The organism is Streptomyces sp. NPDC029956, from assembly GCF_055574655.1.
On sequence record NZ_JBVHZJ010000034.1, the window covers coordinates 80,126 to 95,957 of the forward strand.

At 71.4% G+C, this 15,832-nt stretch carries 15 protein-coding genes; 12 read left to right on the forward strand and 3 right to left on the reverse strand.

Annotated features, from left to right (window positions below; all coding sequences use genetic code 11):
* Positions 1-6 precede the first annotated feature (6 nt).
* The 3 genes from cpt to ACZ4XX_RS25325 form a co-directional block, all read right to left on the reverse strand.
* A complete protein-coding gene (gene cpt / locus ACZ4XX_RS25315; RefSeq protein ID WP_468510150.1) occupies positions 7-540 on the reverse strand; it encodes a chloramphenicol phosphotransferase CPT in 534 nt (177 codons plus the stop codon).
* Positions 541-623: 83 nt separating this feature from the next.
* A complete protein-coding gene (locus ACZ4XX_RS25320) occupies positions 624-1,832 on the reverse strand; it encodes a Cmx/CmrA family chloramphenicol efflux MFS transporter (protein WP_468510162.1) in 1,209 nt (402 codons plus the stop codon).
* Positions 1,833-2,220: 388 nt separating this feature from the next.
* Positions 2,221-2,940 (reverse strand): HD domain-containing protein, encoded by a 720-nt coding sequence (locus tag ACZ4XX_RS25325; protein ID WP_468510151.1) that lies wholly within the window; start codon positions 2,938-2,940, stop codon positions 2,221-2,223.
* A gap of 187 nt (positions 2,941-3,127) precedes the next feature.
* Here ACZ4XX_RS25325 and ACZ4XX_RS25330 point away from each other — a divergent pair, with 187 nt between their 5' ends.
* The 12 genes from ACZ4XX_RS25330 to ACZ4XX_RS25385 all read left to right on the forward strand — a co-directional run.
* A complete protein-coding gene (locus tag ACZ4XX_RS25330; RefSeq protein WP_468510152.1) occupies positions 3,128-4,564 on the forward strand; it encodes an MFS transporter in 1,437 nt (478 codons plus the stop codon).
* 179 nt (positions 4,565-4,743) lie between these two features.
* The gene (locus ACZ4XX_RS25335; protein ID WP_468510153.1) at positions 4,744-5,913 is read left to right on the forward strand and encodes a trans-sulfuration enzyme family protein; all 1,170 of its coding nucleotides are present in this window, start codon (positions 4,744-4,746) and stop codon (positions 5,911-5,913) included.
* A gap of 100 nt (positions 5,914-6,013) precedes the next feature.
* Positions 6,014-6,553 (forward strand): MaoC family dehydratase, encoded by a 540-nt coding sequence (locus ACZ4XX_RS25340; RefSeq protein ID WP_468510154.1) that lies wholly within the window; start codon positions 6,014-6,016, stop codon positions 6,551-6,553.
* Positions 6,554-6,790: 237 nt separating this feature from the next.
* On the forward strand, positions 6,791-7,639 hold the full coding sequence (locus ACZ4XX_RS25345; RefSeq protein WP_468510155.1) for a class I SAM-dependent methyltransferase: 849 nt from the start codon (positions 6,791-6,793) through the stop codon (positions 7,637-7,639).
* Positions 7,636-8,679: a class I SAM-dependent methyltransferase gene (locus ACZ4XX_RS25350; protein ID WP_468510156.1), complete on the forward strand. Its 1,044-nt coding sequence runs from the start codon at positions 7,636-7,638 to the stop codon at positions 8,677-8,679. The genes ACZ4XX_RS25345 and ACZ4XX_RS25350 overlap by 4 nt, the downstream gene beginning before the upstream one ends.
* Positions 8,680-8,858: 179 nt before the next feature.
* The gene (locus ACZ4XX_RS25355; RefSeq protein ID WP_468510157.1) at positions 8,859-9,752 is read left to right on the forward strand and encodes a diiron oxygenase; all 894 of its coding nucleotides are present in this window, start codon (positions 8,859-8,861) and stop codon (positions 9,750-9,752) included.
* A gap of 39 nt (positions 9,753-9,791) precedes the next feature.
* A complete protein-coding gene (locus ACZ4XX_RS25360) occupies positions 9,792-10,691 on the forward strand; it encodes a class-II aminoacyl-tRNA synthetase family protein (RefSeq protein WP_468510158.1) in 900 nt (299 codons plus the stop codon).
* A gap of 1 nt (position 10,692) precedes the next feature.
* On the forward strand, positions 10,693-11,130 hold the full coding sequence (gene acpS, locus ACZ4XX_RS25365) for a holo-ACP synthase (RefSeq protein WP_468510159.1): 438 nt from the start codon (positions 10,693-10,695) through the stop codon (positions 11,128-11,130).
* Between the two features lie 20 nt (positions 11,131-11,150).
* Entirely contained in the window at positions 11,151-11,402 is a 252-nt protein-coding gene (locus tag ACZ4XX_RS25370; protein WP_030322008.1) for a phosphopantetheine-binding protein, read from the forward strand.
* A complete protein-coding gene (metK, locus tag ACZ4XX_RS25375; protein ID WP_468510160.1) occupies positions 11,399-12,619 on the forward strand; it encodes a methionine adenosyltransferase in 1,221 nt (406 codons plus the stop codon). Before ACZ4XX_RS25370 ends, metK begins: the two co-directional genes overlap by 4 nt.
* A gap of 5 nt (positions 12,620-12,624) precedes the next feature.
* On the forward strand, positions 12,625-13,608 hold the full coding sequence (locus ACZ4XX_RS25380; RefSeq protein WP_468510161.1) for a carbohydrate kinase family protein: 984 nt from the start codon (positions 12,625-12,627) through the stop codon (positions 13,606-13,608).
* A gap of 62 nt (positions 13,609-13,670) precedes the next feature.
* Positions 13,671-15,832, forward strand: a 2,162-nt coding sequence (locus tag ACZ4XX_RS25385) for a homocysteine S-methyltransferase family protein (RefSeq protein ID WP_468510163.1), incomplete at its 3' end; no start/stop codon positions are given.

A 15,832-nucleotide genomic window follows, 5' to 3' on the forward strand; every position in this document is an offset into this window, starting at 1 on the left:
CGCGGGTCAGACGACGTGGGACGCGATGGCGCGGGCGCATTCCAGCGATTCGGTGCGGGTGGTGTCGACCTCCACGTCGTAGTCGACGCCCAGGTGCACGAGGTCCGCCTGCTGCGCGGCCATGCCGGCGACCCGGTCGCCGCGCGCGGTCTCGCGGCCCTCGGCGACGGCGCTGTCGCACCGGACGCCGACCCAGAGCACGTCGAGGTCGCCGACGACGTTCCGCCAGCGGTTCTGGGCGGCCGCTCCGCTCAGGAAGACGTCGTCGATGATGACGCGGGCCCCGGCGCGGGCCATGGTGGCGACGCCCTGGGCCCAGGCGCCCTCGAGGGCGCGGAAGTCGTCGCCGATGTTCACTCCGCCGTCGGCGTCGAACGCGATGCCGTCGGCGGAGCTCTGCATCCTGAGGGGCATCGCGTCGATGAGCGAGTCGACGCCGAACGCGAGCCACGGGTCGGGGAGTACGGCCTGGAGGCACCGTACGATGCCGGACTTCCCGGCGCTGGAACCGCCGTTGAGGATGATCATCTGTGTCGTCATCGCGCCACCGTACGGCGGTGACGGCGTCGTACGAAGGGGATTTCCGCCGCCGTCCCCGGCCCGGTGGCGGCGGCGGGATCGTGTCAGCGGGCCGTGGTCGACACGGCCTTCTCGGGCTGCGGGATGCCGGAGGTCACCACGCGGGACGGGGACCTGTGGAGCTTCAGGGCCACCGCGGCCGTCGCGAGGCCGACGGCGGTCATCGCCGCGCCCGCCCAAGCCGTCGAGGCGAAGCCGAGGCCCGCGTCGATGACCGTGCCGCCGAGCCAGGGGCCACCCGTGTTGCCGAGGTTGAAGGCGGCGGTGGTGGTGGCGCCCGCGAGCGTGGGGGCGGCGCCGGCGACGTTGAACATGCGGGCGTTGAGGGCCGGGGCCGTGTAGAAGGCGGAGACGCCGAGGAGGAAGGTCAGGACGATCGTGGCGACCGGGCTGGACGCGAAGAGGGCCAGGGCGATCAGGAAGACCGTGGAGGCGGCGATGCCGGTGAGCAGAACGCCGAAGAGGTGGGCGTCGGCGACCCGGCCGCCGATCGCCGTACCGATCACCGCGCCGATGCCGAAGAGCCCGAGGACGCCCGAGACCCAGCCCTTGTCGAGGCCGGACACGTCGGTGAGCAGCGGGGCCAGGTAGGAGAAGGCGCAGAAGACGCCGCCCGCCGCGAGGGCGGTGACGACGATCGAGAGGAGGACCTGGCGGTCGCGGTAGATGGCGACCTCGCTCTTGAGGCGGGGCTTCGTCTCGGGGAGGGGGATGTGGGGGATGCGGGTGACGACGCCGACGAGGGCGATCGCGGACGCGAGTCCGACCGCCCAGAACGCGGAGCGCCAGCCGAGGTGCTCGCCGAGGAACGCGCCGGCCGGGACGCCGAGGACGTTGGCGATGGAGAGGCCGCCGATCATGACCGCCATGGCGCGGGCGCGCGAGCCGACCGGGACCATCGCGATGGCCACGGCCGCGCCGACCGCCCAGAAGCCGGCGCAGGCGAGGGCGCTGATGACGCGGGAGGCGAAGAGGACCGTGTAGTCGGATGCGAGCGCGCCGGCTATCTGGCCGAGGCCGAAGACGGTGATGAGGGCGATGAGGGTGGTCTTGCGGGGGAGCCGGAGGGTGGCGACGGCGAGCAGCGGGGCGCCGACGACCATGCCGATCGCGAAGGCCGAGATGAGCAGCCCGGCGCGGGGGATGGAGACGTTCATGTCCTCCGCGATGGGCGGCAGCAGTCCGGAGAGCATGAACTCGCTCGTTCCGAGCGCGAAGACGGACAGGCCGAGGATGTAGACGGCCAGCGGCATGCGGGTGGCGGATCCGGTGCTCGCCGCTGCGGGCCGGGCGGCCTGTGCGGCGGGCTCGGGGCCCTGTGCGGCGGCCTGTGCGGCGGGCTCGGGAGCGGGTGTCGTGGGCTCGGCGGAGGAAGGCGGCATGACATGGGTCAACCTGGGGTTTGTTCCTGTCATTCCCGGTTCGCCGGGGATCTCGGCATACGGACGGACGCCTCCCGGGGCGCTTCCCACCCGCTGACGGCCTGATCGACCGGCCGGCCGGATCGACCGGGTGGGCGGCCTCATCGACCGGGCGGCCTCATCGACCGGGCGGCCGGCCTCATCGACCGGCCAGCCTGATCGACCGGGCGGCCGGCCCGCCCGTGGCCGGCGGTCTCCGCGCCTCGGTCCGGCCCCTGGCTCAGCCCTTGCCGGGCGAGGCCGTCAGTTCCGCGAGTTCGCGTTCCAGGTTCTCCCTCGCCCTCTCCTCCCAGACCGCCGCCCCGTAGGGCGTACGGAAGAGGCGGGGCAGGTCGAGGAGCTGGCGGAGGACCGCCGCGCGGCCCTGGCGGAAGGCGTCGTCGGGGACGAAGCCGTACTCCTCGCGGACGGCTGCCGCATACCCCCCGTACGTATCGGGGTCGGTCGCCAGGATCGCGAGGTCCGCGTCGCAGAGCGTCTCGCCGTTCAGATCGCCCGGGGCCGGGTCGTGGCTGACGGTCAGGCGGACCAGGCGCGCGACCTCGGCGACCTCGTGAGGGGTGAGTCCGGCCTCGGTGAGCGCCTTCTCGGCGAGGACCGCGGAGCGTTCCTCGTTCTCGGAGCGGTCGGGGCGGTAGACCGCGTCGTGGAACCAGGCGGCGAGCCGTACGAGCTCCAACTCCCCGCCCTCGCCGCCCTGGTCGGCGAGCTCGTCGATGCGGGTGAGGACCGCCCGCAGGTGGTCGACCGTGTGATAGCGGCGCTGCGGCTCGGCCCAGCGGGTCAGCAGATTGCGGCCGTACGGGGTGGGGTCGGGGCCCTCGTGGCCGGCGCGGGCGGCGCGCAGGGTGGAGTTCCAGCGCTGGAGCAGCTCGGGGTCCGGGGCTGCGGTGGGGTCGTGCTGCCCGGTGGGGTTCTCGTGCTCTTCCTCGGCGGTCATGGGGGCATTCTGCCCGGCGTGCGGGCCGGAAGGCTCGCTTCCCCCGTGTCCCCGGCAGCGCTTTCCCCTCACTCTTACATACCCCCCATGGGTATGCTACGGTGCTCCGCACAGGTACCCCCTAGGGGTATGCCCCGAGTTCCGGTCGGACCACTCGGGGGGCCGCAGCGAGTGAAGGGTCAGGGCAATGTCAACCGTCAATCCCCGGCGCTGGTGGGCACTTGTCGTGCTCGCCGCCGCACAGTTCATGGTCATCATGGACACGTCGATCATCGGGGTCGCGCTCCCCGAGATGCAGAAGGACCTGGGCTTCTCGCAGAGCGAGCTCCAGTGGATCTTCAACGCCTACGTGATCGTCTTCGGCGGCCTGCTGCTCCTCGGCGGACGCCTCTCCGACCTCGTCGGAGCCCGCAAGATCTTCGTCGCCGGCTGGGTGGTCATGATCGCCGGCTCGGTCCTCGCCGCCGCCGCGCAGACCGCCTGGGTCGAGATCGCGGGCCGCGCCGTCCAGGGCGTCGGCGGCGCGCTCATCGCGCCCTCCGCCATGACCCTGCTGATGATCCTCTTCATGCACGACCCGAAGGAGCTCGGCAAGGCGATGGCGCTCTACGGCGCCGCCGCCCCGGCCGGCGGTACCGCGGGCGTCTTCCTCGGCGGTGTCTTCACCGAGTGGATGAGCTGGCAGTGGGTCTTCATCATCTACATCCCGATCGGCCTCGCGACCCTCGCCGCCACCAAGCTCCTGCCGAACGTCGAGTCCCGCCGCGGCTCCGTCGACATCCTCGGCGCCGTCGCCGTCACCGCCGGTCTCGCGCTCGCCGTCTTCGCCGTGGTCCGCGCCCCCGAGGTCGGCTGGGGCTCCACCGGCACGATCCTCCAGCTGGTCGGCGCCGCCGCCCTCCTGGTCCTCTTCTTCGTGATCCAGAAGAGCATCGGCGAGCCGCTCATGCCGCTCAGCGTCTGGCGCGTCCCGCGCCTCGGCTCCGCCAACCTGGCCATGACGCTGCTCGGCGCCGCCTGGATCCCGATGTGGTACTTCCTCAACCTGTACCTCCAGCAGGTCCTGGGCTTCGGCGCCTTCGAGTCCGGTGCCGCCCTGCTCCCGATGACCGTGCTCCTCATGATCTTCATGACGGCCATCACGGCCCGGCTCATGATGAAGGTCGGCGCCAAGCCGCTCATCGCCGGCGGTCTGCTGGTCCTCGCCGCGGGCCTGGTCTGGCTCGCCGCCGTCCCGCCCACCGGCTCCTTCCTCGTCGACGTCCTCCCGGCCTCGCTGGTCGCCGCGCTCGGCATGTCCCTCGCCTACATCCCGACGATGATGACCGCCATGTCCGGCGCCCCGCAGGAGCAGGCCGGTCTCGCCTCCGGCATCGTCAACACCACCTACAACGTCGGCTCCGCGCTCGGCCTCGCCGCGCTGACCGCCGTCGCCATGTCCCAGGGCGCCGACCAGCTCGGCAACCTGCCGAAGCTGACGGACGGCTTCTCGTCCGCCTTCATCGGCGCCGCGATCATCGCCGCCGTCGGCGGTGTGATCACCCTCCTCGTCATGAAGAGCGACAAGGCGGTCGCGGCCGAGGCCGCCGCCCCCGCGCCGCAGGGCGAGAAGGTCTCCGCCTGACCCCCGCCCGAAGGGGCCGCCCGATGTCCACCCCCGGACGTCGGGCGGCCCCTTTTCCGTATCCCGCATCCCGCACACAGCGACCCGCTCCCGCATCCCGCACACAGCGACCCGCTCCCGCATCCCGCCCACAGCGACCCGCTCCCGCATCCCGCACAAGCGTCCGGAAAGGACCTTCCGTGGAACTCAGGACCCGCGCCGTCCATGTCGTCAACGAGCCGCTCCCGTCCGGCAGTCGGCCGCTCTCCGTGCCGCTCGTGCAGTCCTCCGCCTTCGCCTTCGAGTCCGCCGCCGAGCTCGCCGACGCCATGGCCGGACCCGACGGGGCGTACGCCTACAGCCGCCGCGGCAACCCGACCGTTCGGGCCCTGGAGCAGACCCTCGCCGGCCTCGAGGGCGGCGCCGGGGCCCTCGCCTTCGCCTCCGGCATGGGGGCCGTCAGCGGGGTCCTGCTCGCCCTGCTGCGACCCGGCGACAGGGTGGTGGCGCAGCGCTGCCTGTACGGCGGGACCCATGCCGTGCTCACCGACCTGGCCGAGCGGTACGGGATCGAGGTCGTACGGATATCCGGCGACGACCCGGCCGAGTTCGAGGCCGCCGCCGTGCACCCCGCGACCCGGCTGCTCGTCCTGGAGACCATCGCCAACCCCACCGGCCAGGTTCCCGACCTGCCCGGGCTGCTCTCCGCCGCCCGCACGCTCGGGGTTATCGGCCTCGTCGACAACTCCCTCGCCTCGCCGGTCCTGTGTCGTCCCCTGGAGCACGGCGCAGACATCGTCGTCCACTCCACCACCAAGTACCTCTCCGGGCACTCGGACGTCCTCGGCGGCGCCGCCGTCTTCGCCGACGACGGGCTGCGCCGCCGCATCTGGCCCCGTACGGTCGAACTCGGCGCCTGCGCCGACCCGTTCGCCGCCTGGCTGACCCTGCGCGGGATCCCCACCCTGCCGCTGCGGATGCGCGAGCACTGCGCCAACGCCGCCGTCCTCGCCGAGCGGCTCGCCGCTCACCCCCGCGTCTCGGCCGTCCACTACCCGTGGTTCGCCGGCCATCCCTCGTACGAGCGTGCCCGCACGGTCCTGGACGGCGGCGGCGGGCTGCTGTCGTTCGAGCTCGCGGGGGGCCGGGAGGCGGGCCGGGCCTTCATCGAGCGCGTACGGGTGGCCCGGCTCGCGCTCTCCCTCGGCGGAGTGGAGTCCCTCATGACCCATCCGGCGTCCACGTCCCACCGGGAGTTCGACGGGGCCGCGCTGGAGGCCGCCGGCATCGCGCCGGGGCTCGTACGGATGTCGGTCGGCGTGGAGGACGTCGAGGACCTGTGGGCCGACGTCGAACAGGCCCTCGGATAGCACCTCTTGAGGTCTTCTTTTGGGTTGACAAAATAAATGACTGATTCGTAGATTGGTGGGTGCCAGGGAAAGACCACTCCTAGGTCAAGGGGGGCGCACGATGCGCTACTTCGAGGACTTCCGGCCCGGCGACGTCCACGAGCTGGGCGCCGTCACCATCACGGCGGAGGAGGTGCTGGAGTTCGGCAGGCGCTTCGATCCGCAGCCCTTCCACACGGACCCCGAGCGCGCGGAGCGGTCGCAGTTCCGCGGACTGATCGCGAGCGGATTCCACACCCAGGCGATGTTCATGCGCCGCTACGTCGACGGACTGCTCGCCTACAGCGCCTGCATGGGCTCGCCCGGCATCGACGAGGTCCGCTACCTGCGGCCCGTCCGCCCCGGCGACGTCCTCACCGCGCGCGTCGAGATCCTCGGCTCCACCCCGTCGCCGTTCAATCCCGCCACCGGCACCGTCAAACCGCGGTGCACCCTGGTGGCCTCCGACGGGACGGCCGTGTTCAGCATGATCCTGCACAGCATCTTCCGCCGGCGCCCCGCCGACTCCGAGGCCGACCATCTGTCGTCGATGCCCGCGGCCGAGGACCCCGTCGCCTGCGCGCGACCGGCCAAGACCTGTGTCCCGGTCATGAGCGCCTGACGAACCGTCCTTCGTCGGGCCCCTGAACACGGCCGTCCGTACATCCCGACCCGTCCGTGCACGCACGCGGACCCGTCTGTGCATGCACGCACGCGGACCCGTCTGTGCACGCACGCGGACCCGTCTGTGCACGCAGACCGGACCCCGCATCCCGACCCGTCCGCGCATCCGGACCCCTCCGTACGCCCGGACCCGTCCGAAGCCCCGTACATCCACCGAAGTGAAGGGGGACCTCCTGTGGAGGCCGTATCCCGCACCGCCCAGTGGACCGCCGCCGCGCGCGCCCTGGAGACCGAGCGCGAGGACCGGCTGTTCGCCGATCCCTACGCGCGCACCGTCGCCGACCAGATCGGCTTCGAACTGCTCGAGCGCTACGCGGGCGGCGGCACCGTGCCGTTCCTCGCCATCCGCACCACCTACCTCGACCGCGCCATCGTCCGGGCGGTGGAGGAACGGGGCATCCGCCAGGTCGTCTTCCTCGCCGCCGGCATGGACACCCGTTTCTTCCGGCTGCCCTGGCCCGACGGCGTCACCGTCTACGAGCTCGACCGCCCGGCCCTCCTGGAGGCCAAGGCCGAGATGCTGGCGAAGGAGCCGATGCCGGCCGGCCGCGACCGGATCACCGTCCCCGTCGACCTCACCCAGGACTGGACCGGCCACCTCAAGGAGGCGGGCTGGAAGAGCGAGGAGCCCGTCCTGTGGGTGGTCGAGGGGCTGCTGTTCTTCCTGCCGGAGCAGGCCGTACGGACCCTCATATCGACGCTCTGCGCGCACGCCGCCCCCGGCTCCGTACTGCTCGGCGACGTCATCTCGAAGGCCGCCCTGGAGAACCCGCTCGCCCGCGGCTTCATGAAGGCCCTGGACGAGGACGGCAACCCCTGGCTCTTCGGCACCGAGGAGCCCGAGGCGCTGCTCGCCGACTGCGGCTGGGCCGTACGCGAGGTCAGGCAGCCCGGTGAGGACGGCGCCGACTTCGGACGCTGGCCCTACCCGGTGCCGGCCCGCTCCGTCCCGCGGGTGCCCCGCTCCTTCCTGTTCACCTGCGACCTGCCGGGCGCGAACGGCTACGAGGAGGCGGCCGCGTGAGCGCCCACGACTTCCACCAGCGGGTCATCACCGACGCCGGGGCGGCCGTCCGCGGTCTGACCGTCTCCCTCGGGCAGCGCCTCGGCCTCTACACGGCGCTCGCCGAGCGGGGCCCGCTCACCTCCGGGCAGCTCGCCGAGACGACAGGCACGAACGAGCGGTACATCGAGGAGTGGCTGCACGCCCAGCTCTCCGCCGGGTACGTCGAGCGGCACCCCAGCTCCCTCACGTACACGCTCCCCGCCGACCACGTCGAGGTGCTCGCGGACCCGAAGGCCGTCACGTACGCCGCCGGGTTCTTCACCGCACTCAAGGCGCTGTACGCCACCGAGGACCTGCTCGTGGAGGCGTACCGCACCGGCGACGGGGTCGGCTGGGCCGAACACGACGCGGCCCTCGACACCGGCATGGGCTCCTTCTTCCAGCCGACGTACGAGCACAAGCTCGTCGCCGACTGGCTGCCCGCCCTCCACCAGGTCACCGACAAGCTCGCGGGAGGCGGCACCGTCGCCGACGTGGGCTGCGGCGTCGGCCACACCACGCTGCTCATCGCGAAGGCCTTCCCGAACGCCACCGTGCACGGCTTCGACTACTCGGAGGAGGCCATCTCGATCGCCCGGGAGCTCGCCGAGGAGGCGGGTCTCTCCGAGCGGGTCGTCTTCGAGGTCGCGTCCGCCGACGACTACCCGGGCTCCGACTACGACCTGGTCTGCTTCTTCAACGCCCTGCACGACATGGGCGACCCGGTCGCCGCCGCCCAGCACGTCCACAAGTCCCTCGACGCGGACGGCACATGGATGCTCGTCGAGTCGAACGTGTCCCCGCAGGACGTCGACGCGCAGACGCCCGCCGCCCGCATGTTCATGGCCCTGTCCGCCGTCATGTGCCTGCCCGTCGCGGTCGCCCAGCGCGGCCCGCACGCGCTCGGCAACCACTCCGGCGAGAAGGCCTTCCGGGCCATCGCGGAGGAGGCCGGCTTCACCCGCTGGCGGCGTGCCACCGAGACCCCGGTGAACGCGGTCTACGAAGTCCGGCCCTGAGAGCCCTGGGCCCCGCACCCCTTGAGCCTGAGGGCGAGTGAGCCGAAGGGGGCCGTCGGGGGAACGCGTCCGAGCGCGCGGAGTTCCCGAGGAACGAGGGAGCGAGCACGTACGGACGCGTGAGCCCGACTCAAGGCCCCCGGAGGCGAACCGAGCCCCGAAAGAAGAGGAGCACCACCATGGGCGCCACCGCCCCCCTGCCCGTCACCGACCGGTTCATGGAGGTCCTGGAGCGGCTCAGCGAGCGCTCCGTCGAGGACTACTACAACCCGTACCAGACCTTCCAGTGGCCCGAGAAACTGGAGGAGAACCGCTTCTGGATGACCCCGGAGCTGCTCACCGTCTACGGCACCGAGCACTACGACGCCCTCGACGAGGAAACGCTTCAGCGCCTGTCGAAGTGGGAGTCCGTCAACTTCTACAGCCTCAACGTGCACGGCATCCGCGAGCTCCTCATCGAGGTCGTCGGCCGCATCCACATGCCCGGCTTCGAGGTGCCCTCGGACTTCTTCCACCACTTCATCGGTGAGGAGAACGAACACATGTGGTTCTTCTCCGAGTTCTGCCGCCGCTACGGCCACAAGATCTACGGCTCCACCGCCATGCGCGCCGACGCCGCCTGGGAGCCGGAGGTCGAGAACTTCCTCGTCTTCACCCGCATCCTCTTCTTCGAGGAGCTCGTCGACCACTACAACGCCCGGATGGCGAAGGACGCCTCGCTCTGCCACACCATCCGCGAGGTCAACCGCATCCACCACCAGGACGAGTCCCGCCACATCGCCTTCGGGCGCGAGCTGGTCTCCCTCCTGTACGGCCGGATGTGCCAGGCCGTGAGTGCCGAACGGGTCCGCGAGGTGGAGGCGTACCTCAAGCGGTACGTCGTCTACAGCGTCAACTCGCTCTACAACCCGCACGTGTACCGCGACGCCGGCATCGCCGACCCGCTGGCCCTGCGCAACGCGCTGGTCGCCGACGAGAACCGCCGCCCCCACGAGCGCAAGGCAATCCGCAAGCCGCTCGCCTTCTTCCTGAAGACCGGGATCTTCTCCGACGACACCCTGCCCGTCGTCTGAGCGGCCCGCGAGACCTCCCACCCGAGAGGTGAAGAGACCATGACCGTGACGACCCCCGCGCACGCCGGGGAGACCGCGGGCTCGACGAGGGGCCTCCCCTCGCTCGGCCCCGAGGGGACCCGCCTGCTGCGGCTCCTCGACGACACCTTCGAGAGCTGGGGAGTGACCGCGGGCGCACGCCCGATGACGATGCCCCCGCTCCTGCCGGCCGCCGACCTGGCGAAGCTGGACTACTACGACAACTTCCCGCACCAGGCCGTCCTCGCCGCCCCGCTCGACCTGGAGGGACGCCTCACCGCCCCCTTCGACGGCGAGCACGGGCGGTGGCCCGCCGCCGCCCTCGAACCGGCCGGCCTCGGACTGCCCTCGGCTTCCTGCTACGCCGTCTACCTCGACCACCAGGGCACCCGGGTCGCCGACGACACCCTCGTCACGATCTGCTCCTGGTGCTTCCGCAAGGAGACCCACTACGAGGGCATGCGGCGCCAACTCGGCTTCCGTATGCGGGAGATCGTCGCCATCGGTGCGCGCGAGCACGCCGAGACGCACCTCGCCGACTTCACCACCCGGATCCGGTCCTTCGCCGCGGCGCTCGACCTGCCGCTGCGCAGGGAGGCCGCCTGCGACCCCTTCTTCGACAAGGGCGGCTCGAAGGCGCTCCTCCAGCGGCTCACCCCGGTGAAGTACGAGTTCCTGTACGAGGACCTGGCGATCGCCTCGGTCAACACGCACCGGAACTTCTTCGGCGACCGCTGCGACATCACCCTGGAGTCGACCGGCGGACCGGCCTTCACCAGCTGTGTCGCCTTCGGCCTCGAACGCTGGTTGTCCGCGCTGACCCGCCGCCACGGCGGCTGGCAGGCGGCGACCGAGGCGGTGCTCGACGCGAACGCCCGCACGCGGGCCGGTGCGAGTGGCGCGGCCGGGCCGGTGATCTGACGTGCCGGCCCGTCCCGCCGTCCCGCCGGCGGGCGGCCTGGGGTGGGCGAACCTCGGCATGGACATCGTGTCCGTCAACCGTGTCCGCAGGCTCCTCGCCCAGTACGGGGAGCGGTTCTTCGAGCGGATGCTCACCCCCGGCGAGCTCGCCGACTGCCGTACCTCCTCCGGGCTCGACGTACTGAGCCTGTGCGGGCGGATCGCGGCCAAGGAAGCGGCTTTCAAGACCTTGCGGGTCAGGGGCAGGTTCCTGCCCTGGCCGGACATCGTGGTGCGGCGTTCCGAGGGCGGCTGGCCGCTCGTGGAACTGCACCGGGCGGCCGCCGAGATGGCCGCCGAGTCCGGCATCACCGAGATCACCGTGTCCATCAGCCACGACGTGGACTACGCGGTGGCGGTGGCCGCACCGATCATCGCGCCCGCCACACCCATCCATTAGCAGCCAAAAGGAGAGCAACCATGGCCGACGGCCTGCAGACGGTGAAGAACTGGATCCTCGAGCGTCACCCCGAGCGCGACGACATCGCGTCCGACCTCGACCTGATCGAGAACCGGCTCATCGACTCGCTGTCCTTCGTCGAGTTCGTCTTCCTCCTGGAGCAGGAGAGCGGCACGGCGATCCAGATGGAGACCCTCGAGGTCGAGTCCATCCGCACCCTCGGTGCCATCGAGCAGCACTTCTTCAAGACCCCGGTGGAGGCGCAGGCATGAGCCGCCGTCTCTTCACCTCGGAGTCCGTGACCGAGGGCCATCCCGACAAGATCGCCGACCGGATCAGCGACACCATCCTCGACGCGTTGCTCGCCGAGGACCCGTCCTCGCGGGTCGCGGTGGAGACCCTGATCACCACGGGTCTCGTGCACATCGCCGGCGAGGTGACCACGACGGCGTACGCGCCGATAGCGAAGCTGGTGCGCGAGGCCGTCCTCGACATCGGCTACGACTCCTCCGCGAAGGGCTTCGACGGCGCCTCCTGCGGCGTGTCGGTGTCCATCGGCGCGCAGTCCCCGGACATCGCGCAGGGCGTCGACACCGCGCACGAGGCCCGCGTGGAGGGCGTGGCCGACGAGCTGGCGGCGCAGGGCGCCGGCGACCAGGGCCTGATGTTCGGTTACGCCTGCGACGACACGGCCGAGCTGATGCCGCTGCCGATCGCCCTCGCCCACCGGCTCTCGCGCCGGCTCACCGAGGTCCGCAAGGACGGCACCGTGCCCTACCTGCGCCCGGACGGCAAGACGCAGGTCACCATCGAGTACGACGGCGACAAGGCCGTCCGCCTCGACACCGTGGTCGTCTCCTCGCAGCACGCCGCGGACATCTCCGTGGAGGGGCTGCTCACCCCGGACGTGCGCGAGTACGTCGTCGAGCACGTCCTCAAGGAGCTCGTCGAGGAGGGCGTCAGCCTGGAGTCCGACGGCTACCGGCTGCTGGTCAACCCGACCGGGCGCTTCGAGGTCGGCGGCCCGATGGGCGACGCCGGACTCACCGGCCGGAAGATCATCATCGACACCTACGGCGGCATGGCCCGCCACGGCGGCGGCGCCTTCTCCGGCAAGGACCCGTCGAAGGTCGACCGCTCCGCCGCGTACGCGATGCGCTGGGTCGCCAAGAACGTCGTCGCCGCCGGCCTCGCCCGCCGCTGCGAGGTCCAGGTCGCCTACGCCATCGGCAAGGCCGAACCCGTCGGCCTCTTCGTCGAGACCTTCGGCACCGGCACCCTGCCGGACGAGAAGATCCAGGAAGCCGTCAGCGCGGTCTTCGACCTCCGGCCCGCGGCGATCATCCGCGACCTGGACCTCAAGCGCCCCATCTACGCGAAGACCGCCGCCTACGGCCACTTCGGCCGCGAACTCCCCGAGTTCACCTGGGAGCGCACCGACCGCGTGGAGGCCCTGAAGAAGGCGGCTCATCCGGGACAGGAGGGCTGAGGGCCATGCGTATCGCTGTCACGGGATCCATCGCGACCGACCATCTGATGACCTTCCCCGGCTGGTTCAGCGAACAGCTGCTCGCCGACCGGCTGGACCGGGTCTCCCTGTCGTTCCTCGCCGACAACCTGGAGGTCAGGCGCGGCGGAGTGGCAGCGAACATCGCCTTCGGACTCGGTGTCCTCGGCCTCCGCCCCGTCCTCGTGGGCGCGGTCGGCGCCGACTTCGAGCCGTACCGGGTCTGGCTGAAGGACCACGGTGTGGACACCGACTCGGTGCGCGTCAGCGAGTCGCTCCACACCGCCCGGTTCGTCTGTACGACCGACCGGGCCCAGAACCAGATCGCCACCTTCTACGCGGGGGCGATGGCCGAGGCGCGCGAGATCGACCTGCGGGAGGTCGTGGCGCGCACCGGCCGGCTGGAACTGGTCCTGGTCTCCCCGGACGACCCCGAGGCCATGCTGCGGCACACCCGCACCTGCCGTGACCTGGGGATTCCCTTCGCCGCCGATCCGTCGCAGCAGCTGGCGCGGCTCGACGGCGCGCAGGTGCGGGAGCTGGTGGACGGGGCACGGTTCCTGTTCACCAACGAGTACGAGACGGCGCTCCTCCTGGAGAAGGCCGGCTGGACCGAGGCGGACGTGCTGCGCCGGGTCGGCACCTGGGTCACCACCCACGGCGAGGCCGGTGTCCGCATCCGGGGCGAGGGCCGCGAGCCGCTCGCCGTGCCGGCCGTGGAGGTCGCGGCGGTCGTCGACCCGACCGGGGTCGGTGACGCCTTCCGGTCCGGTTTCCTGGCCGGCCGGCTGTGGGGCGTGCCGGAGCGGTGCGCGGCGCAGCTGGGCTGCGCGGTGGCCGCGACCGTCCTCGACTACGTGGGGACGCAGGAGTACCGCCTGCACCGGGACCCGCTCCTGGACCGGATCAGGACGACGTACGGCGTCGGGTGCAGCGCCACGCTCGTCACCCGTCTGAGGGGGCTCACGTGACCGTCGTACGGAGTTCCCTGCGGGAGGAGTTCGCGCGGCGGGTCGTGGTGGCCGACGGGGCGATGGGCACGATGCTCCAGGCCGCCGACCCGACGATGGACGACTTCCGGAACCTCGAAGGCTGCAACGAGATCCTCAACCTCACGCGTCCCGACATCGTGGCCTCCGTCCACGACGCCTACTTCTCGGTGGGCGTGGACTGCGTCGAGACGAACACCTTCGGGGCGAACCTGGCCGCACTCGCCGAGTACGGCATCGAGCACCAGGTGTACGAGCTGTCCGAGGCCGGTGCCCGGATCGCCCGGGGCGTGGCGGACGCGCACACGGCCGCCGACGGGCGACCCCGCTGGGTCCTCGGCTCCATGGGCCCCGGGACGAAGCTGCCGACCCTGGGCCACGTCACGTACGAGCCGCTGCGCGAGGCCTTCCGGCAGAACGCGGAGGGCCTGATCCGCGGCGGCGCGGACGCCCTGCTCGTCGAGACCTCGCAGGACCTCCTCCAGACGAAGGCCGCCGTCATCGGCGCCCGCCGGGCCCTGGACTGGGTCGGCGTGGACCTGCCCGTGATCGTGCAGGTCACCGTGGAGACGACGGGCACGATGCTGCTCGGCTCCGAGATCGGGGCGGCGCTGACCGCCCTGGAGCCGCTCGGCATCGACATGATCGGCCTGAACTGCGCCACGGGCCCGGCCGAGATGGCCGAGCACCTGCGGCACCTGTCCCGGCACGCCCGCATACCGATCTCGGTCATGCCCAACGCCGGCCTGCCCGTGCTCACCTCCGACGGCGCCCACTACCCGCTGTCGCCGGCCGAACTGGCCGACGCACAGGAGGCGTTCGTCCGCGAGTACGGTCCCGCGCTGGTCGGCGGCTGCTGCGGTACGACCCCGGAGCACCTGCGGGAGATCGTGGAACGGGTGCGGGGCGCGGCCGTCTTCGACCGGCGGCCGGAACCGGAGCCGGGCGCGTCCTCCCTCTACAGCCATGTGCCGTTCCGGCAGGACACCGCGTACCTGGCGATCGGCGAGCGGACGAACGCCAACGGTTCGAAGAAGTTCCGCGAGGCGATGCTGGAGGCCCGCTGGGACGACTGCGTCGAGATGGCGCGGGACCAGATCCGCGAGGGCGCGCACATGCTCGACCTGTGCGTGGACTACGTGGGCCGGGACGGCGTCGCGGACATGGCGGAGCTGGCCGGCCGCTTCGCGACGGCCTCGACGCTGCCGATCGTCCTCGACTCGACGGAGATCGGAGTGCTGCGGGCGGGCCTGGAGAAGCTCGGCGGCCGGGCGGTCGTCAACTCGGTCAACTACGAGGACGGCGACGGCCCCGAGTCCCGGTTCGCGCAGGTCACGGCCCTCGCGAAGGAGCACGGCGCGGCGCTGATGGCGCTGACCATCGACGAGGAGGGCCAGGCCCGCAGCGTCGCGCACAAGGTGGCAGTCGCCGAGCGGCTCATCGAGGACCTGACGGGGAACTGGGGGATCAGGGAGTCGGACATCCTGATCGACACCCTCACCTTCACGATCTGCACGGGTCAGGAGGAGTCGCGGGGCGACGGCGTCGCGACGATCGAGGCGATCCGCGAGCTCAAGCGGCTCCACCCGGACGTGCAGACCACCCTGGGCCTGTCCAACATCTCGTTCGGCCTGAACCCGGCCGCGCGCATCGTCCTCAACTCGGTCTTCCTCGACGAGTGCGTGAAGGCCGGCCTGGACTCGGCGATCGTCCACGCCTCGAAGATCCTGCCGATCGCCCGCCTCGAACCGGAGCAGGTGGAGGTCGCGCTCGACCTGATCCACGACCGCCGCCGGGACGGCTACGACCCGCTCCAGCGCTTCCTGGAGATGTTCGAGGGGGCGACGGCGAAGTCCCTGAAGGCCGGCAAGACGGAGGAGCTCCTCGCTCTGCCGCTGGACGAGCGGTTGAAGCGGCGGATCATCGACGGGGAGAAGAACGGCCTGGAGAAGGACCTCGACGAGGCCCTGACGGTCCGGCCCGCTCTGGAGATCGTCAACGAGATCCTGCTGGACGGCATGAAGACGGTCGGCGAGCTGTTCGGCTCCGGTCAGATGCAGCTGCCGTTCGTGCTGCAGTCCGCCGAGGTCATGAAGACCGCCGTGGCCCATCTCGAACCGCACATGGAGAAGACGGACGCCGACGGCAAGGGCACGATCGTCCTCGCCACCGTCCGCGGCGACGTCCACGACATCGGCAAGAACCT

What these genes read in the sequence shown, in the direction of transcription:
- cpt (WP_468510150.1), bottom strand. Translation starts at nt 540, where the DNA reads ATGACGACACAGATGATCATCCTCAACGGCGGTTCCAGCGCCGGGAAG.
- ACZ4XX_RS25320 (WP_468510162.1), bottom strand. Translation starts at nt 1,832, where the DNA reads ATGCCGCTGGCCGTCTACATCCTCGGCCTGTCCGTCTTCGCGCTCGGA.
- ACZ4XX_RS25325 (WP_468510151.1), bottom strand. Translation starts at nt 2,940, where the DNA reads ATGACCGCCGAGGAAGAGCACGAGAACCCCACCGGGCAGCACGACCCC.
- ACZ4XX_RS25330 (WP_468510152.1), top strand. Translation starts at nt 3,128, where the DNA reads ATGTCAACCGTCAATCCCCGGCGCTGGTGGGCACTTGTCGTGCTCGCC.
- ACZ4XX_RS25340 (WP_468510154.1), top strand. Translation starts at nt 6,014, where the DNA reads ATGCGCTACTTCGAGGACTTCCGGCCCGGCGACGTCCACGAGCTGGGC.
- ACZ4XX_RS25355 (WP_468510157.1), top strand. Translation starts at nt 8,859, where the DNA reads ATGGGCGCCACCGCCCCCCTGCCCGTCACCGACCGGTTCATGGAGGTC.
- ACZ4XX_RS25360 (WP_468510158.1), top strand. Translation starts at nt 9,792, where the DNA reads ATGACCGTGACGACCCCCGCGCACGCCGGGGAGACCGCGGGCTCGACG.
- ACZ4XX_RS25370 (WP_030322008.1), top strand. Translation starts at nt 11,151, where the DNA reads ATGGCCGACGGCCTGCAGACGGTGAAGAACTGGATCCTCGAGCGTCAC.
- metK (WP_468510160.1), top strand. Translation starts at nt 11,399, where the DNA reads ATGAGCCGCCGTCTCTTCACCTCGGAGTCCGTGACCGAGGGCCATCCC.
- ACZ4XX_RS25380 (WP_468510161.1), top strand. Translation starts at nt 12,625, where the DNA reads ATGCGTATCGCTGTCACGGGATCCATCGCGACCGACCATCTGATGACC.